General features: G+C 65.5%; 15 protein-coding genes and 2 pseudogenes. 12 read left to right on the top strand and 5 right to left on the bottom strand.

What is annotated here, in order from left to right:
- Window positions 1-110: 110 nt before the first annotated feature.
- On the top strand, window positions 111-692 hold the full coding sequence (locus G4G31_RS16375; protein WP_182988553.1) for a hypothetical protein: 582 nt from the start codon (window positions 111-113) through the stop codon (window positions 690-692).
- Window positions 693-764: 72 nt separating this feature from the next.
- Window positions 765-1,766, top strand: coding sequence for an amidohydrolase family protein (locus tag G4G31_RS16370; protein WP_182988552.1), 1,002 nt, complete (start codon window positions 765-767; stop codon window positions 1,764-1,766).
- A 27-nt stretch (window positions 1,767-1,793) separates the two neighbouring features.
- Here G4G31_RS16370 and G4G31_RS16365 read toward each other — a convergent pair whose 3' ends face one another.
- Together G4G31_RS16365 and hmgA are read right to left on the bottom strand one after the other, a co-directional pair.
- Window positions 1,794-2,207 carry a secondary thiamine-phosphate synthase enzyme YjbQ gene (locus G4G31_RS16365; RefSeq protein ID WP_182988551.1) on the bottom strand — a complete coding sequence of 138 codons (414 nt, stop codon included), beginning with the start codon at window positions 2,205-2,207 and terminating at the stop codon, window positions 1,794-1,796.
- Between the two features lie 7 nt (window positions 2,208-2,214).
- Entirely contained in the window at window positions 2,215-3,501 is a 1,287-nt protein-coding gene (gene hmgA, locus G4G31_RS16360; RefSeq protein WP_229425051.1) for a homogentisate 1,2-dioxygenase, read from the bottom strand.
- A 123-nt stretch (window positions 3,502-3,624) separates the two neighbouring features.
- On the opposite strand from hmgA, the gene G4G31_RS16355 reads away from it, so the two are divergent.
- The 7 genes and pseudogenes from G4G31_RS16355 to G4G31_RS16325 all read left to right on the top strand — a co-directional run bounded on the left by G4G31_RS16355 (window position 3,625) and on the right by G4G31_RS16325 (window position 10,124).
- Window positions 3,625-4,530: a LysR family transcriptional regulator gene (locus G4G31_RS16355; RefSeq protein WP_182988550.1), complete on the top strand. Its 906-nt coding sequence runs from the start codon at window positions 3,625-3,627 to the stop codon at window positions 4,528-4,530.
- A gap of 113 nt (window positions 4,531-4,643) precedes the next feature.
- Window positions 4,644-4,937, top strand: coding sequence for a hypothetical protein (locus G4G31_RS16350; RefSeq protein ID WP_182988549.1), 294 nt, complete (start codon window positions 4,644-4,646; stop codon window positions 4,935-4,937).
- Window positions 4,938-5,223: 286 nt separating this feature from the next.
- Window positions 5,224-6,561 (top strand): selenium-binding protein SBP56-related protein, encoded by a 1,338-nt coding sequence (locus G4G31_RS16345; RefSeq protein WP_182988548.1) that lies wholly within the window; start codon window positions 5,224-5,226, stop codon window positions 6,559-6,561.
- Between the two features lie 113 nt (window positions 6,562-6,674).
- Window positions 6,675-7,298 carry an SCO family protein gene (locus G4G31_RS16340; RefSeq protein ID WP_182988547.1) on the top strand — a complete coding sequence of 208 codons (624 nt, stop codon included), beginning with the start codon at window positions 6,675-6,677 and terminating at the stop codon, window positions 7,296-7,298.
- Window positions 7,299-7,585: 287 nt separating this feature from the next.
- Complete coding sequence (hppD, locus tag G4G31_RS16335) at window positions 7,586-8,674, top strand: 4-hydroxyphenylpyruvate dioxygenase (protein WP_182988546.1); 1,089 nt, start codon at window positions 7,586-7,588, stop codon at window positions 8,672-8,674.
- Window positions 8,675-9,032: 358 nt separating this feature from the next.
- Window positions 9,033-9,395, top strand: a complete 363-nt coding sequence (locus G4G31_RS16330; RefSeq protein ID WP_182988545.1) for a CidA/LrgA family protein — start codon at window positions 9,033-9,035, stop codon at window positions 9,393-9,395.
- Window positions 9,388-10,124, top strand: a pseudogene (locus G4G31_RS16325) (LrgB family protein). Before G4G31_RS16330 ends, G4G31_RS16325 begins: the two are co-directional and overlap by 8 nt.
- A gap of 116 nt (window positions 10,125-10,240) precedes the next feature.
- Here the strand turns inward: G4G31_RS16325 and G4G31_RS16320 are convergent.
- Window positions 10,241-10,876 carry a hemerythrin domain-containing protein gene (locus tag G4G31_RS16320; RefSeq protein WP_182988544.1) on the bottom strand — a complete coding sequence of 212 codons (636 nt, stop codon included), beginning with the start codon at window positions 10,874-10,876 and terminating at the stop codon, window positions 10,241-10,243.
- A 412-nt stretch (window positions 10,877-11,288) separates the two neighbouring features.
- On the opposite strand from G4G31_RS16320, the gene G4G31_RS16315 reads away from it, so the two are divergent.
- On the top strand, window positions 11,289-12,197 hold the full coding sequence (locus G4G31_RS16315) for a manganese catalase family protein (protein WP_182988543.1): 909 nt from the start codon (window positions 11,289-11,291) through the stop codon (window positions 12,195-12,197).
- A gap of 149 nt (window positions 12,198-12,346) precedes the next feature.
- Window positions 12,347-13,256, top strand: a pseudogene (locus tag G4G31_RS29265) (ZIP family metal transporter).
- A 161-nt stretch (window positions 13,257-13,417) separates the two neighbouring features.
- On the opposite strand, the gene G4G31_RS16305 reads toward G4G31_RS29265, so the two are convergent.
- Window positions 13,418-14,050, bottom strand: coding sequence for a dienelactone hydrolase family protein (locus tag G4G31_RS16305; RefSeq protein ID WP_182988542.1), 633 nt, complete (start codon window positions 14,048-14,050; stop codon window positions 13,418-13,420).
- A 207-nt stretch (window positions 14,051-14,257) separates the two neighbouring features.
- Window positions 14,258-15,601: an MFS transporter gene (locus G4G31_RS16300; RefSeq protein WP_182988541.1), complete on the bottom strand. Its 1,344-nt coding sequence runs from the start codon at window positions 15,599-15,601 to the stop codon at window positions 14,258-14,260.
- 144 nt (window positions 15,602-15,745) lie between these two features.
- Between G4G31_RS16300 and cyoA the strand changes: the two genes are divergently transcribed.
- A complete protein-coding gene (cyoA, locus tag G4G31_RS16295) occupies window positions 15,746-16,756 on the top strand; it encodes a ubiquinol oxidase subunit II (RefSeq protein WP_182988540.1) in 1,011 nt (336 codons plus the stop codon).
- The last annotated feature ends 1 nt before the right edge of the window (window position 16,757 follow it).

The following is a 16,757-nucleotide window of genomic DNA, read 5'->3' as shown; positions in this document are numbered from 1 at the left end:
GGACAAGCGCGCCAGTTCGTTCGGCGCCGCACATGGCGCCTTCCCCGTTGACGACGTATCGATCAGCAGACTGCGCTACAATTGTTTCTCTCTGAACAATAAGGCTTCCCATGCGCGCGATCTTCCTTGTCATGCTACTTGGTGCAACCCTGCTCGGCGGCTGCGCCGTGTCGCCCGGGCTCGACCCGCGTTCCAACTACGCCGACTTCGGCGACGACGCGATCATCGTGATGGGCGTGAGCCCGCAAGTCGAGCTGCAGATCTTCAAGGGCGATGTCACGCCCGAACAATGGGTGCGCGACGCCTGGGCCGCCTCGCTCATCACCACGCCGCGGGGCGGGTATATCGTCGCCAGGGTCGACGCGGTCGAGGGCGCGCGGCGCTACGGCATCGCGGGGCTGGTCGCGCGCTTCGGCCGGCAACCCTATATTTTCCTTCCCTGCGATGGCGACCCGGTGGTCACCTTCGAAGCCGCCCGCGGCAAGGTGGTCTACGTCGGCGACGTGCGCATGCGCGATCCGCGCGGCGGCATGGTCGTGACTACGCCCGATGACCTCGAGCGCGCCCGCGCGCACCTGGCGGCGTATTATCCGCTCATCGCGGCGCGCCTTGAACCCGGCCGCCACGGCTACATGAATCTCAAGCTGAAGGGGAAGTACGCGATGATGTGCCGCGCCGACGCCCTCAAATAAGAGGCCGCCCCCGTATTGACGCGCCGGGCGCACGCGCTACACTGTGCCGTCCACCATTGCCGGGAGAGCAGAATGCGCCGTGTCCAGTACTTACTGATGGCCGCCATCGCGGCGTTCTGCACGCCGGCCGCCATGGCTGCCCCGGCGCCCGACGTCGACCATCACCAGCATGTCTTCAGCGACGGTATCGTCAAGCTGCTCGGGCCGGAGGCGGGCATCAAGCCGCTGCCGGCAAAGGAACTGGTGCCGCTTCTCGACGCGGCCGGCATCCGCCGCGCGGTGCTGCTCTCCACCGCTTACATGTACGGCAGCCCGCGGCACCGGGTGGCCGACGAGTACGCGCAGGTCAGGCGCGAGAACGACTGGACGGCGGCCCAGGCGGCGCAGTTTCCCGGCCGCCTGATTGCCTTCTGCGGCATCGCACCGCTGAAGGCGTATGCGCTCGAGGAAATCCGCCGCTGCGCGGGCCAGCCTGGCCTGAAGCATGGCATCAAGCTCCATCTCGGCAATTCGGATGTGCAACTGGACCAGCCCGAGCATGTGGCGCGCCTGGCGCAGGTGTTCGCGGCAGCCAACCGGGAAGGGATGGCGATTGTCGTGCACATGCGCGCCAGCATCCGCAACAAGCGTCCCTACGGTGCCAACGAGGCACGCGCCTTCCTCGACAAGGTGCTGCCGTCCGCGCCGGACGTACCGGTGCAGGTGGCGCACCTGGGCGGCACCGGGCCCGGCTTCGACGATCCGCCCGCGCAGGAAGTGCTGGCAACGCTGGCCGAGGCGGTGCAGCAGCGCCATCCGGCCACGCGCGGGCTGTGGTTCGATGTCGCCTCGATGGTGCAGCCGGATATCAAGCCGGAGGAGGCCGCGCTGCTGGCGCGGCGCCTGCGCCAGATCGGGCTGGACCGGGTGCTGTACGGGACCGATTCCGCCCGGGGCGAGAACCTGCGGCCGCGCGCAGCCTGGGCTGCCTTCCAGCGCCTGCCGCTGAGCGGGAAGGAATTTGCCCAGGTCGCCGGGAATGTGGCGCCTTACTTCAGGCCGGAAGAACCGGCAGCGGGGACCCCGGCAAACTAGTCCAGGCCGGTGGCGTGCCTGCCGGCTTCAGCCGATCACCGTCACGACCACCGTGCGCCGGTGCCCGCCGGTGCGGTGCTCCCACAGGTAAATGCCCTGCCAGGTGCCCAGCAGCAGCCGGCCGTCGCCGACCGGCACCGTGACCGCCGTATCGGTGAGCACGGTGCGCACATGCGCCGACATGTCGTCCAGCCCTTCGTCGCGATGGCGGTAAGCCGGATCGCCATCCGGCGCGAGGCGCGCCAGTACCGTCTCCAGGTCGCGCCGCACGTCCGGGTCGGCGTTCTCGGTGATGGTCAGCGAACAGCTGGTGTGCTGGACGAACACGTGGGCCAGGCCGCAGGCGACGTTCGCGGCTGCAACCGCCTGTTCGACCTCGCGCGTGATGTCGAGCGTGCCGCGCCCACGGGTGGTGAAGTGCAGGATGGCCTGGTGTGCCATGGCGCGCTTACGGCGTGGCCCGGAAATGCTTCTGGATGCCGGCCCAGCAGTCCTGGTAGTTCGCCTGCAACTGGGGCGATTCCAGCGCATGGACCGTCGGGCACAGCACGTTACGGGTCTCGAACATGAAGGCCATCGTGTCGGCCACCTTGACGGGCCGGCTGGTGTCGGCATTGCTGGCCTTGTCGAAGGTCGCGGCGTCCGGGCCGTGCCCGCTCATGCAGTTGTGCAGGCTGGCGCCGCCGGGATGGAAGCCCTCGGCCTTCGCATCGTAGGCGCCGTGCACCAGGCCCATGAACTCGCTGGCCACGTTGCGGTGGAACCAGGGCGGGCGGAAGGTGTTTTCGCCGGCGAGCCAGCGTGGCGGGAAGATCACGAAATCGAGCGTGTCCACGCCCGGGGTATCCGAGGGCGCCTGCAGGACCAGGAAGATCGACGGATCGGGATGGTCGTAGCTGATCGAGCCGATGGTATTGAAGTGGCGCAGGTCGTATTTATACGGCGCGTAGTTGCCGTGCCAGGCGACCACGTCCAGTGGCGAGTGCCCGATCTTCGCGCGCCACAGGTTACCGCAGAATTTCGCCACCAGCTCGAACTCGCCCTCGCGGTCCTCGAAACGGGCGACTGGCGTCAGGAAGTCGCGCGGGTTGGCCAGGCCGTTCGAACCGATCGGACCCAGGTCCGGCAGGCGCAGCAGGGCGCCGAAGTTCTCGCAGATGTAGCCGCGCGCCTGGCCGTCGGGCAGCCTTACCTGGAAGCGGATCCCACGCGGGACCACGGCAATTTCCTGCGGTTCGAGCTCGATGGTGCCCAGTTCGGTGGCGATTTCCAGGCGGCCTTCCTGCGGCACGATCAGCAGTTCGCCGTCGGCGGAATAGAAAAAGCGCTCCGTCATCGAGCGGTTGGCCGCGTACAGGTGGATCGCGCAGCCCGTCATGCTCTCTGCCGAGCCGTTGCCGGCCATGGTCACCCAGCCGTCGATGAAGTCGGTGGGCGCATCGGGCATCGGCAGCGGGCTCCAGCGCATCTGGTTCGGCGGCGGTGGTACACGCGTGAAGTCGCCGACGATGCGGGCGCCATCGATCTGGCTAAAGCTGCCGTGCATCGCGGCCGGGCGGATGCGGTAGAGCCAGGAGCGGCGGTTATGGCTGCGCGGCGCCGTGAAGGCGGTGCCGGAAATCTGCTCGGCATACAGGCCGTAGGCGACGCGCTGCGGCGAATTGCGGTGCTGGGGCAGGGCGCCCGGCAGGGCCTCGGTGGCAAATTCGTTGCCGAATCCGGATTGGTAGGACATGGCGGTCTCCATGGCGGCGGTGAAGGCGCCGCTTCGAACGGTCACTGTACAAGATGCCAAGGAGTTTTACGATATCAATAGAAAAATGTAGACTATTCACATCGTAAATAGCGGGGGCATCCGGTGATCGAGCCGAACAGTATCGACCTGAACTTGCTGCTGGTGTTCCAGGAGGTCTACCGCGCGCGCAATATCTCCAGCGCGGCCAGGAGGCTGGGCCTGACGCAGTCCGCCGTGAGCAATGCGCTGGCCCGGCTGCGCCGCACGTTTGGCGACGAACTCTTCGTGCGCACCGCGCAAGGCATGCAGCCGACGCCCTATGCCGAGCAGCTGGCCGAACCCGTGGGTGCGGCGCTGGCGCAGGTGGAACTGGCGCTCAACCAGCGCAGCGGGTTTGATCCCGCGACGAGCACGCGCGGCTTCACCGTGGCGATGAGCGATGTCGGCGAAGTCTATTTCATGCCCGCGCTGATCGAACGCTGCCGCAGCCTGGCCCCCGGGGTGCGCATCAGCTCGGTGCGCGCCGGCGCGATCGCCCTGAAGGAAGAAATGGAAAGCGGCCGCGTCGACCTGGCCGTCGGCGCCTTCGACGACGTGTCGGAAGCCTTGTACGGACGCCTGCTGTTTCGCCAGCCGTACGTCAGCATGGTCCGCCACGCCCATCCGCTGGCGAGTGGCGAGGTGACGCTTGCGCGCTTCCTCGCCTGCGAACACCTGCTGGTCGATTCGGCCGACAGCCCCTACGAACGGGTCAACGCGCTGCTGGAGAAAGCGGGCATCGGCCCGTCGACGCGCTTTCGCGTGCCGCACTTCACGGCGGTGCCGTATATCGTCAGCGCCAGCGAACTGGTGGTGACGGTGCCGCAGAAGCTCGCCGAGCAGGCTGCCGCGCCTTTTGGGCTGGTGGCGATTACTCCGCCCTTAAGCTTGCCGACCCTGCAGACCAAGGTGTTCTGGCACCGGCGCTACAACCAGGACCCGGGCAATGCGTGGCTGCGTGAACTGGTTGTCGCGGCGTTCGGAGAGTAAGAGCGCCGGACTAAACCTCCTGCTTGTCGTGATAGCAACAACACCGTACACTGATCAATTCTGAACGTCCGCAAACGGCCAAAAGCGGACGAAACAGCTGAGAAGGCAGTGAGATGCGCTACCTGATTGTCGATGGAATGTTCTCTGGGACCGGTGTCCGTGACCCTATGAGGGGCGAGTATGTCGAACTTGGCGAGTTAGGCCTTTCGCCAGATGTCGTAGAGGCGATCGCTAGCTGGCTAGCCCGCTACGAAACAGCACACTACCGGCAGTTTAACGATCCACGAGAGGTGGAAGCCCTTGATGCTATCGGGCTGGCGTTATGCGAGCGTCTTGCCCAGGAACTTCAGGGAGACAAGGTCGGGTACTTTTCTGATGCCCGGACAAAAACGCTGAAGCCCGCTTAGGTCGCGCAGTCAAGCGGACGCAGCCACAGGTTCGCTAGCGACGCACACCGCCGAGGTTTCGTCAGGCTCTTTCAGGTGCAAGGGTCTCTTGCGGTCCCGCGCGCTGGTTCCCGTTCCCCATCGACTTTGATGTGGCGCAAACCCCAACACCGCGGGCGAGCGATGCTAAAACATTACCATCTTTGCGTTCGGCAAGAGTATGCTGATCCTGCTGTACATACAGCGGCCGGGAATGGCGCAATGCCGCCCGCGCGTCGAACCGGATAGCCACCCACAGGAGATCAAGATGCGAACCACTCGTTTCACGCGCGCGGCATTGTTTGCCGCCCTCATGCTCGGCCTCGGCAGCACTCCCGTGTTTGCCGACGAAACCTGCAACTCGCCCTACCTGTCGAACCTCATCAAGGGGCAGGAGGACTACCTCTACGTGTGGACGCTGGGCGTGCCCGGCATGGGCGACGGCTCCGACAAGCTCGTGACCCTCGACGTCAATCCGAAGTCGCCCCGCTTTGGCCAGGTAATCACCCAGATCTCGGTGGGCGGGCGCGGCGAGGCCCACCATGCCGGCTTCACCGACGACCGCCGCTTCCTCTGGGCCGGCGGCCTGGACGACAGCAAGATCCATGTCTTCGACGTGCATACCGACCCCGCCAAGCCACGCCTGGTCAACACCATCGCCGACTTCGCCCAGAAATCCGGCCTGGTCGGCCCGCATACCTTCTATGCGCTGCCCGGCCGGATGCTGATCGGCGCGCTGTCGAACACGAAGGACGGCGGCGGCGCCACCGGCATGGCCCTGTACAACAACAAGGGCGAGTTCATCCGCAAGTACGACATCCCGGCCGCGCAGGCGCTGAAGGGCGGCGACGGCTATGGCTACGACCTGGCCATCAACCCGGCGAAAAACGTGATGCTCAGTTCCAGCTTCACCGGCAAGAAGAATTACATGACGCCGCTGGGTACCCTGGTCAAGGACGGGGGCGCAATGAAGCAGTTCGGCAACACGATGGTGGTGTGGAACCTGAAATCCATGCAGCCCGAGCAGGTACTGAACGTGCCGGGCGCGCCGCTGGAAATCCGCTGGTCGCTCGCCGGCGGCGAGGACTGGGCGATCACGGCCACGGCACTTACCTCCAAACTCTGGCTGGTGAAAAAGGATGCCAAGGGCCAGTGGCAGGCGAAGGACGTGGCCGCCATCGGCGACCCGGCGAAGACGCCGCTGCCGGTCGATATCTCAATGCGGGCCGACGGCAAGGGGCTGTGGGTGAACACCTTCATGGACGGCACCACCCGCTACTTCGACATCAGCAACCCGGAAGCGCCGCGCCAGACCTATGCGAAGAAAACCGGCTCGCAGGTGAACATGATTTCGCAAAGCTGGGATGGCAAGCGCGTGTACGTCAGCTCGTCGCTCCTGGCCAAGTGGGACAAGGGCGGTCTCGATGACGAGCAGTTCGTCAAGCTGTTCGCCTGGGACGGCAAGGAGCTCAACGAAAAGTGGACGGTCGACTTCTACAAGCTGAAACTCGGCCGCCCGCACCACATGAAATTCGGCGCCCAGACCGGGATGCAAACGGCCTACGGCGGCGACGCCGGCAGCGCCGCCGGGCTTGCGGCGCGGTGAGCGGCGCGAGCGCGCGAGCTGGTTGCGTCCGGGGCCGCAGCCTGGCGCGGCGGGGCGTAGCGGCCGGGCGGGGCGTCCTGCTGGCGCTCGTACTGGCCGCCGGCCCGCCCGGTATGGCGGCAGCAAGCGCCACGTCAAGCGTCCCGCCGCTCGGCTTTACCCCGCCCGCGCCCGGCAGCTACCGCCTGGAACGCATCATGAAGGCACCCGACGGTGTCGTGCTCGATAGCGACGCCAGCGTGCACCGCCTGTCGGAGTTCACGACGGGGAAGGTCACGCTGTTCTCCTTCATCTACACCTATTGCAGCGATCCCAAGGGATGCCCGCTGGCGTATGCCACCCTGCATGAGCTGAAAAACACGATCGAGCGCACCCCCGCCCTGCGCGGCAAGGTGCGCTTCGTGAGTATGAGTTTCGATCCGGAATACGACACGCCGGTGGCGATGCGCAGCTACGGCGGGCAGGAGGCGCGTGACCGGCGCGGCCTGGACTGGCATTTCCTCACCACCCGCAATGGCAGGGAACTGGCGCCGCTGCTGGGCGGTTTCGGCCAGGACGTCTCGGTGGCCGCGCCCAAGGCGCCGGGCACGCGTATCCCGGTGCTGAGTCACATGCTGAAGGTCTACCTGCTCGATCCGCGCGGCGAGGTGCGCGAAATCTATTCGACGTCCTACCTGCATCCGGCCGTGCTGCTCGGCGACATCCGTACCCTGCTGATGGAGCAGGGGCGCCGCTGAACCAGATCGACATGGCCGCAGAAAAACTGCCCGCAGCCTGGGACGTTTGACCGCGTGCGCGTGGCGCGGGCGTAAGTTTTCGACATCATGGGGCAGGAAGGCAAGGCCCAACTAGCGTATCATTCCGGTCGTTGACGCCGCCCGGCCATGCCAGCGCGGCGCCTCGTACATACGAAGGGGTGGCCGGCGCCATGAGCACCGGCCTGGATATTCCGCCCGGCGCGGGAGGGCCTACCCGGCCTGCTCGCCGTCTGGAGGAGACTATTTTGCATCAAAAGGAAAACAAGATGGCTGACCTGTTTGAGAATCCAATGGGGCTGATGGGCTTCGAGTTCGTCGAGTTCGCTTCGCCAACGCCGGGCCTGCTCGAGCCGATCTTCGAGACGCTGGGCTTTACGAAGGTCGCGGTGCACCGCTCGAAGAACGTTGTCCTTTACCGCCAGGGCGACATCAACTTCATCGTCAACAACGAGCCGAAGAGCTACGCCGCCTATTTCGCCGCCGAGCATGGCCCATCGGCCTGCGGCATGGCTTTCCGCGTCAAGGATTCGCACAAGGCCTACAAGCGCGCGCTGGAACTCGGTGCCCAGGCCATCGAGATCCCGACCGGACCGATGGAGCTGCGCCTGCCGGCCATCAAGGGCATCGGCGGCGCGCCGCTGTACCTGATCGACCGCTTCGAAGACGGCAAGTCGATCTATGACATCGATTTCGAATTCATCGAGGGCGTCGACCGCCGCCCGGCCGGACATGGCCTGAAGATCATCGACCACCTGACCCACAACGTCTACCGCGGCCGCATGGCCTTCTGGGCCGGCTTCTACGAGAAGCTGTTCAACTTCCGCGAAATCCGCTACTTCGACATCAAGGGCGAGTACACCGGCCTGACCTCGAAGGCGATGACGGCGCCGGACGGCAAGATCCGCATTCCGCTCAATGAAGAAGGCAAGGCGGGCGGGGGCCAGATCGAGGAATTCCTGATGCAGTTCAACGGCGAGGGCATCCAGCACATCGCGCTGCTGACCGATGACCTGATCACGACCGTCGACGCCCTGCGCGCGGCCGGTGTGCCCCTGATGAGCGCGCCGCCTGCCACCTATTACGAGATGCTCGACGGCCGCATCCCGGGCCACGGCGAGAACGCCGCCGAACTGCAGGCACGCGGCCTGCTGCTCGATGGCGCGGTCCAGGACGGCAAGCCGCGCCTCCTGCTGCAGATCTTCGGCGAGCCGCAGCTGGGCCCGGTGTTCTTCGAGTTCATCCAGCGCAAGGGCGACGACGGTTTCGGCGAAGGCAACTTCAAGGCCCTGTTCGAATCGATCGAGCGCGACCAGATCAAGCGCGGCGCGATCGGACAAGCCGCCGAGATGGCATAAAGCGACAGGACGCTGCGCGCACGTCGGCCGCGCGCAGCCCCTGTCGTGCGTAGGGTGGGCACTCGTGCCCACGCTGTCCACCCCGTGACGCCCGCCGCATCCCCCCGCGGAGACTGCCGCGAATGAACCTGAGGTGGACTCCCCTGTCCACGCCGTCTTACCCGCCCATACCACGCGATCCCGCCTGCAACCATTGCGTGAGCCACTCCGAACGCACGCGCCCCATGACGACGCAGGCGCCTCGTCCGCGCCACGCTAGCGCGCGTAGCGCCACCCCGGCTGATGGCACAATGCGAAGGCGTCGCCTCATCGACGTATCGGAATCTTCATATCCACCTCACCCCGACCGGAGTCCCGCTTGCTCCCCGCCTTCGCCATCCTCCTTCTGTTCCAATGCCTCGGCGAAGGCATCGTCTTCCTGTTCAAGCTTCCCGTGCCGGGCCCGGTCGCCGGCATGGTGCTGCTGTTTGCCGCCTTGCTCATCTGGCCGTCCCTGCAAACCCGTATCGAAGCCGCCGCCAACGAGCTGCTGCGCCACCTGTCGCTGCTGTTCGTCCCCGCCGGCGTAGGCATCGTCGCCGCGGCCGGCAGCGGCAGCGGGCACTGGATTGCGATCGTCGCTTCGCTGGCTGTGAGCACGCTGGCCACCCTGGCTGTCACCGCCCTCGTGCTGAAGAGCATGACACCGGACCCGCAAACGAAGGCGTCCGACGATGCCTAGCTTCGCCAACCTCAGCCACTTCTGGGTCTACCTGTCGGCCTCGCCGCTACTGGGACTGACGATCACGCTCTGCGCCTACATCCTCGCCCAGGCCATCCATGCGCGCTGCCGGTTTTCGCCGCTGGCCAATCCGGTGGCGATCGCGATCGGCCTGGTCAGCCTGGCGCTGCTGCTGTCGAACATGTCCTACGAACGCTATTTCGCCGGCGCCCAGTTCGTGCACTTCCTGCTGGGTCCGGCAACGGTGGCGCTGGCGGTGCCGCTCGCACGCCAGTTGCCGCGCATGCGCCGCGCCTTCCTGCCCCTCCTTGGCGCCCTTGTCGCCGGCTGCGTGACGGCCATCGTCAGCAGCGTCGCGGTGGTCTTGCTGCTGGGCGGCTCGCCGCTCCTGGCGCGCACCGTGGGACCGAAGTCGGCGACCACGCCGATTGCGATGGCCGTGTCGGAACGTCTGGCCGGGGTGCCTGCGCTCACTGCCGTGCTGGTGATCGGCACCGGGATTTTTGCGCCATCACCGCGCGCTTCCTGTTCAATGCCTTGAAAATCGAGTCGCATGCGGCGCGCGGCTTTGCGCTCGGCGTGGCGGCGCATGGCATCGGCACGGCGCGCGCCTTCCAGGTCAGCGCCGAGATGGGCGCGTTCGCGGGACTGGGGATGGGACTCAATGGCATCCTGACGGCGGTATTGGCGCCGGTGCTGGTGCCGTGGATGGTGCGTTGGCTGGGGTGAAAAGGACAAAGGCACACGACGGACAGTGTCCGTCGCGTGCCCAAGCCGGGGATGCAGTGCGCACCGCCTGGAAATTCGCCGGGCAGGGCCCGGCCTGCGTCCGGACCTGCCCGATATCAGCTCCCGTGCGGCATCGAGTTGGCGTTGGCCCAGGTGCGGTTGTTGCTCTCGCCCCCGCCTGGTTTCTTGACCAGGGTGCGCATCGCGAACAGGGCGCTGGCAACGCCGACGACCACGGCGGCGGTGCTGCCCGAGAAGCCAACGGCGTGGTTCTTCGCCAGCTGCCCGGCTTTCGGCGCGATGAGTTCCATGCGGCGCTTGGTCATTTGCGCACCCAGGTCCGACAGGCGGGCTTTGCTCATCAGCATTTCAGCCTGCGGCAGCAGCGTCGTTTCCTCGTCTGCCACGTGGTGGATCACGTCGCGCATGAGTTCCAGCAGCAGCTTGTCGTGGCGCGGATCGGAACCGCTCGTGCGGCGCAGTTCCGAAATGATGCGGCGCATGTCGTTGTGCTCGGGCTCGGCCTTGTGGACGAAGGGTTCGCCCTTGTCGAGCTGGCGCATGACTGGATAGAACACTTCTTCTTCCAGCGTCGCGTGGATTTCCAGGGCGGTGCAGATCGTTTCGGCCAGCGCCTTCTTGACGCTTGGCGCCTTGTCCTTCGTGTACTGGTGGAACGTTACCATCACGTGCGAGTGATCGAAGCGGATCATGTCGGTGATGGTCGGGCTCAATTTGTTCAGTGAAAACATTTGGCATCCCTCCGGATTGACGAATAACCAACATGCTAGCGCTGCCGTTGGGCGCACGGCGTAGGAGCCCGACGCAAGCCCTTGTCGGCATATGCCGCGTCATCCGCCGGGGTATTTCATTAGCAACGACGGCCCCGGCCGGCTGGAGCAGGGGCAGCCCGGGTGTTCAGCTCAGCTGTAACTGTCGGTCCCTCTCGCCATAGGGAAACCTTGCTTTCCGCGCTTTATCGGCTTTAACAGTTTGTCACCCTTGTCCTACATCGACACGGCGGCGCTGCTGATTACGCATGCAGCGAACGCTGCGATGATGAGCCTCACGTCCGGCTGGCGCTGAAAGCGCGTTCAGCCGTGTAGCGATAGCGTTGCACGCATTCGCGTGAACGCTTAGTCTTAATCTATCGAAGGAGTGAATATGTTTGCACATAACAAGCGCCTCCAGTACACCGTCCGGGTCAGTGGTCCCAATCCGGGCCTGGCCAATTTGATGCTGGAGCAGTTCGGCGGCCCGCAGGGCGAGCTTGCCGCAGCGATGCGTTACTTCACGCAGGCCGTATCGGAAGACGATCCAGGCCGCAAGGACATGCTGATGGACATCGCGACCGAAGAGCTGAGCCACCTGGAGGTGATCGGCCACATCGTCGCCATGCTGAACAAGGGTGCCAAGGGTGAACTGGCCGAAGCGGTCGACACCGAAGCCGAGATGTATCGCAAGATCACCGGCGCCGGCAACGACAGCCACGTGACCCAGGTGCTGTACGGCGCCGGCACGCCGCTGGTCAATTCCGCTGGCGTGCCCTGGACCGCGGCCTACATCGACTCGATTACCGAGCCGACCGCCGACCTGCGCTCGAACATCGCCGCCGAAGCGCGCGCCAAGATCGTCTACGAGCGCCTGATCGCGCTGACCGACGACCCGGGTGTGAAGGAAGCGCTGGGCTTCCTCATGACGCGCGAAGTCGCGCACCAGAAATCCTTCGAAAAAGCCCTGTATTCGATGGAGTCGAATTTCCCTCCAGGCAAAATGCCGGTCGATCCGCGCTTCTCCAGCGTCTACTTCAACATGTCGCAGGGTCCCGGCGAGATGCGCGGCCCGTGGAACCAGGGCGAGAAGTGGGACTTCGTCACCGACCGCGAAAAGCAGATGGCGGTCGACGGCGGCTCCGGCGAAGCCGAGGTCAAACTGCCGGCCAAGGACATCGAGACGCTCAAGCAGATGCAGATGCGCACCATGTCCGATCCGTCCAAGGATCCGGTCACGGGCGCCGAGCTCGGCCTCGACCCGGCCACGCCGAAAGGCGCGTCGGCTGTCAGCAAGCCTTGAACGGCGGACGATTGAGTAGATCGGCAGGCAAACAGGCATGACCGCAGCTGCGGCGCGCCCTCGCGCGCCGCGGCTGTACCTTCATCTTGCGCCGCTTTTTCCCCTGAGATGGCAGGATGGTAACGCAAGGCGAACGGAAAGGAATCCGGATGAATACGAATATCCATAAGCTGCGCCTGGGCGGCGCCCTGGCGCGCACGCTGACCGTGCGGCGCGTGATCGGCCTGTTGATCTGCGCGGTCGGCTGCCTGCTGCTGCTCGGCAGCCTCGTCGACCAGGTCATGCACGCGAACGCGAAAATGCATGCGGCCCTGCTCGGCGGCGGGATCGCTGCCGCGGCCACCGCACTGGGCACCTTGCCTGTCCTGTTTTCCCAGAATTTTTCGAAACGCACCTACGACAGTTTTCTTGGCTTCGGCGCCGGGGTGATGCTCGGTGCGACTGCTTTTTCGCTCGTCATTCCCGCGCTGGCGGCGGCTCGCTCGTCGGGCGCCGGCCCGTGGGAAGCGAGCCTGCTGGCCGGCGTCGGCCTGATGGGTGGCGCCGGTGCCATCCTCCTCATGAGCCACGCGATCGAACCGGCCGAAGTGCTCAACGGGAGCGCCGGTGCCAGTTCGCTGCGCCGCGCCTGGCTGTTCGTCACGGCCGTGGCCCTGCACAACCTGCCCGAGGGCCTGGCCATCGGCGTCGCCTACGCCGGCATCGACATGGAAAAGGCGAACTCCCTCATGACCGGCGTGTCGATCCAGGGACGTGCCGGAAGGCCTGGTCGTGGCCCTGGCCCTGCGCACGGTCGGTTACGGCCGATTGGCGGCCGTCGGCTTCGGTGTGCTGTCGGGGCTGATCGAACCGGTCGCGGCGGCCCCGGGCGTCGCCCTGATCGGCATTTCGGCCGGCATGCTGCCGGTGGCGCTGGCCGCGGCCGGCGGGGCGATGCTGTTCGTGATTGTCCACGACGTGATCCCCGAGATGCGCGAGAACGGCAACGGCACCACCGCGACCATTGCGGTCATCTTCGGCTTCGTGCTGATGACCGTGCTCGATACGGCGTTGGCTTAAGGGGGCGGCGGAGCTGCCGGCGCGGGGATCGCGACATCTCCCGTTTCTGGACGCGCTCCGGACCGTGGACAAGCGTGACACGCCCAAGCTGCGCTTGGTGGAGCGCTAGCTGCCCTTACCGCCGCGTCGGCGGCCATGCCGGGTCGCCGGCTGCGCCAACCTTACGGGAAGTGCCGTATGAACCACGCGCACGCCAGCTCGGCCACACGCTCGAGCGCGCCTTCTTCCTCGAACAAATGCGTCGCCCCCGGCACGATTTCCAGCGCCTTCTCGCACTGCAAGGCAGCAAGGGCCAGTCGGTTCAGTTCGATCACCGCGGTATCTGCGCCGCCCACGACCAGCAGCGTCGGCGCCAGCACCTGTTCCAGCGCGGCGCCCCCCAGGTCGGGCCGGCCGCGCCGCGAGACGACGGCCGCCACGCTGCTTCCGCTATCGGCCGCCAGCCGCAGGGCAGCGGCGGCCCCGGTGCTCGCGCCAAAGACGCCCGGGGGCAGCGGTGCGCTCAAGGGCTCGGTAGACAGCCAGGCCGCGGCCGCGTGCAGGCGGGCGGTGAGCAGGTCGATGTCGAAACGGCTGGAGCGATGCGCGTCTTCCTCGCGCGTCAGCAAATCGGGCAGCAGGGTGGCAATGCCTGCGGCGCGCAAGGCCGCCGCCACCATGTTGTTGCGCGGACTGAAACGGCTGCTGCCATTGCCGTGGGCGAACAGGACAACCCCGGCCGGCCTGGCAGGCAGCTCGAGCACGCCTTCGAGCACTGCCGTGCCCGCCGGGATGTTGGCCAGTACCTTGCGCATGGTGCACGCTCCCTCAACACTGCCTGGACGCTCGCGCCAACGAAAAAATCCGTCGCGCACAGGCGACGATTCGGTGCGCAGGAATACGGCGTTGGCCTGGCAGAGGGGTTCCGCAAGCAGCACCGACGCTCGCCCGGCTGCAGGGAAGCGCCAAACAAAAACGGCCGGACACGCAGTCCGGCCGTCTTCACATGCAGGGAACGCAGCTTAGTCGCGAATCTCCAGCTTGCGGTTCAGCGACAGCGCCGCCAGCGAGCCGACCGCACCCGAGAGCAGATACAGGCTGACATAACCGAGGCCGAAGTTGGCCGACAGGCCAAGCGCAACCAGCGGAGCGAATGCCGCGCCGACCAGCCAGGCCAGGTCGCTGGTCAGGGCCGCGCCGGTGTAGCGGAAACGCTGTTCGAAGTTCGAGGTGACCGCGCCGGCAGCCTGGCCGTAGGACAGGCCGAGCAGGCCGAAGCCGATCAGGATGAAGGCATTCTGGCCCGATTCGCCGCCGTCGATCAGCATCGGCACGAAGGCCGAGAAGATGGCGATCAGGGCGGCGAGGGTGCCGAGCGTCGTGCGGCGCCCGACCTTGTCGGCAACCAGGCCGGAAATCAGGATGCCGACGGCGGCGACGGCCGCGCCCCACATCTGGATGTAGAGGAAGCCGCTGATCGGACGGGTGTCGTAGAGCTGCATCCACGACAGCGGGAACACGGTGACCAGGTGGAAGAGCGCATAGCTGGCCAGCGCGGCGAGGGCGCCGATGACGATGTTGCTGCCCTGGTTGCGCACCAGTTCGCCGACCGGTGCCGGATCGAGTTCATGGGCGTCGAGCAGGCGCGAGTATTCCGAGGTGGAGACCAGGCGCAGGCGCGCGAACAGGGCGACGACGTTGATCGCGAAGGCGACGAAGAAGGGGAAACGCCAGCCCCAGATCAGGAAGTCGTCGCTCTGCAGGTTATCGAGCAGGTAAGCGAACATGCCGGCGGCGATCAGGAAGCCGAGCGGGGCCGACAGCTGGCCGAGCATCGCGTACCAGCCGCGCTTGTGCTCGGGCGCGTTCAGGGCCAGGAGCGAGGGCAGGCCGTCCCAGGAGCCGCCCTGGGCCAGGCCCTGGGCGATGCGCATCAGGGACAGCAGGATGATGGAAGTGGTGCCGATCTGCGCATAGGTGGGCAGGAAGGAAATCACGACGGTGGAGGTGCCCAGCAGGAAGAGGGCGATGGTCAGCTTGATTTCCCTGCTAAAACGCTGCTGGATGATCATCGAGATCACGGTGCCGAAGGGGCGCGCGATGAATGCGAACGCAAAAATGGTAAATGCGTATAGTGTGCCTTCAAGCCGGTCCGCAAACGGGAAAAATACCTGTGGAAAGACGAGCACGGAGGCGATCGCGTAGACGAAGAAGTCGAAATACTCGGAAGCGCGGCCGATGACCACGCCGACAGCGATTTCGCTCGGGGAGATATGGCCGTCCCGGGCATTGATATTGCGTGCTCCACTGCAGGGAGCGGTTACGGGAGCGGCACCTGCGCCGCCGTACGTATTCGTGCTTTGCATAATCTCGGTCTCCAGGTTTGATTCCGGCCCCGCTTTTTGGTCCCCTGGCCTGGGCAAGGGTGGGACAAAACGTCCAATGTGCAGCTAAGGCCGATGGCAGTACAGTAGCATGTTCTCATTCCCATGTAACGTTAGATACCTAGCATGATTCCTAAAATTGTCCGTCCCGGGCTGTCGATCCTCCTGCTTGCGCTGCTGTCCGGCTGCAATACGGTGACGATGAATGCCGCCGGTGATATCGCGAGGCAGCAGGCCGACCTGATCAAGGTGTCGGTCTGGCTGATGTTAATCATCATCATTCCGGTGATGATCCTGACCGTTGTCTTTGCCTGGAAATACCGCCAGGGCGCCAACGCCAGGTACGAGCCCGATTGGGACCACTCCACCAAGCTCGAACTCGTGATCTGGGGCGCGCCGCTCCTGATCATCATCGCGCTCGGCCTGATCACCTGGATCAGCACCCACAAGCTCGACCCTTACCGTCCGCTCGACCGCATCGACGAAACCCGTCCGATGCCGGCCGGCGCCAAGGTGCTCGAAGTGCAGGTGGTGTCGCTCGACTGGAAGTGGCTGTTCATTTATCCGGAGCAGGGCATCGCGACGGTCAACGAACTGGTCACCCCGGTCGATACCCCGATCCGCTTCAAGCTGACCTCGTCGACCGTGATGAACGCGTTCTACATCCCGACCCTGGCCGGCATGATCTACACGATGCCGGGCATGGAGACGACGCTCAACGCCGTCGTCAACAAGCCGGGCGACTACAAGGGCATGTCCTCGAACTTCAGCGGCGACGGTTTCTCGCACATGAAGTTCGCCTACCGCGGCACCACCGCCGCCGATTTCGACGCCTGGGTACAGAAGGTCAAGGCCAGCGGCAACACGCTGGGCCGCGCCGACTACCTGGCGCTGGAAAAGCCGTCGGAAAAGGAGCCCGTGCGCTACTACGGCACGGTGCAGTCGGCGCTGTTCAATGCCGTCGTGAACCGCTGCGTGGCCGAAGGCACGACTTGCGCCAACCACCAGATGGCGCTCGACATGCAGCGCGTGCGTAACGACATCGCACTGAAGCAGCTGCCGAAGGATGCGAAGCGCCAGGTTGCCAAGGCCGATGGCGAGGTCTGCGAAACCCCAACCAATTCTGTGAAGAAGTAAC

It is taken from the genome of Massilia sp. Se16.2.3 (assembly GCF_014171595.1).
Taxonomy (GTDB): Bacteria; Pseudomonadota; Gammaproteobacteria; order Burkholderiales; family Burkholderiaceae_D; genus Telluria.
This window is presented reverse-complemented; position numbering and strand designations above follow the sequence as displayed.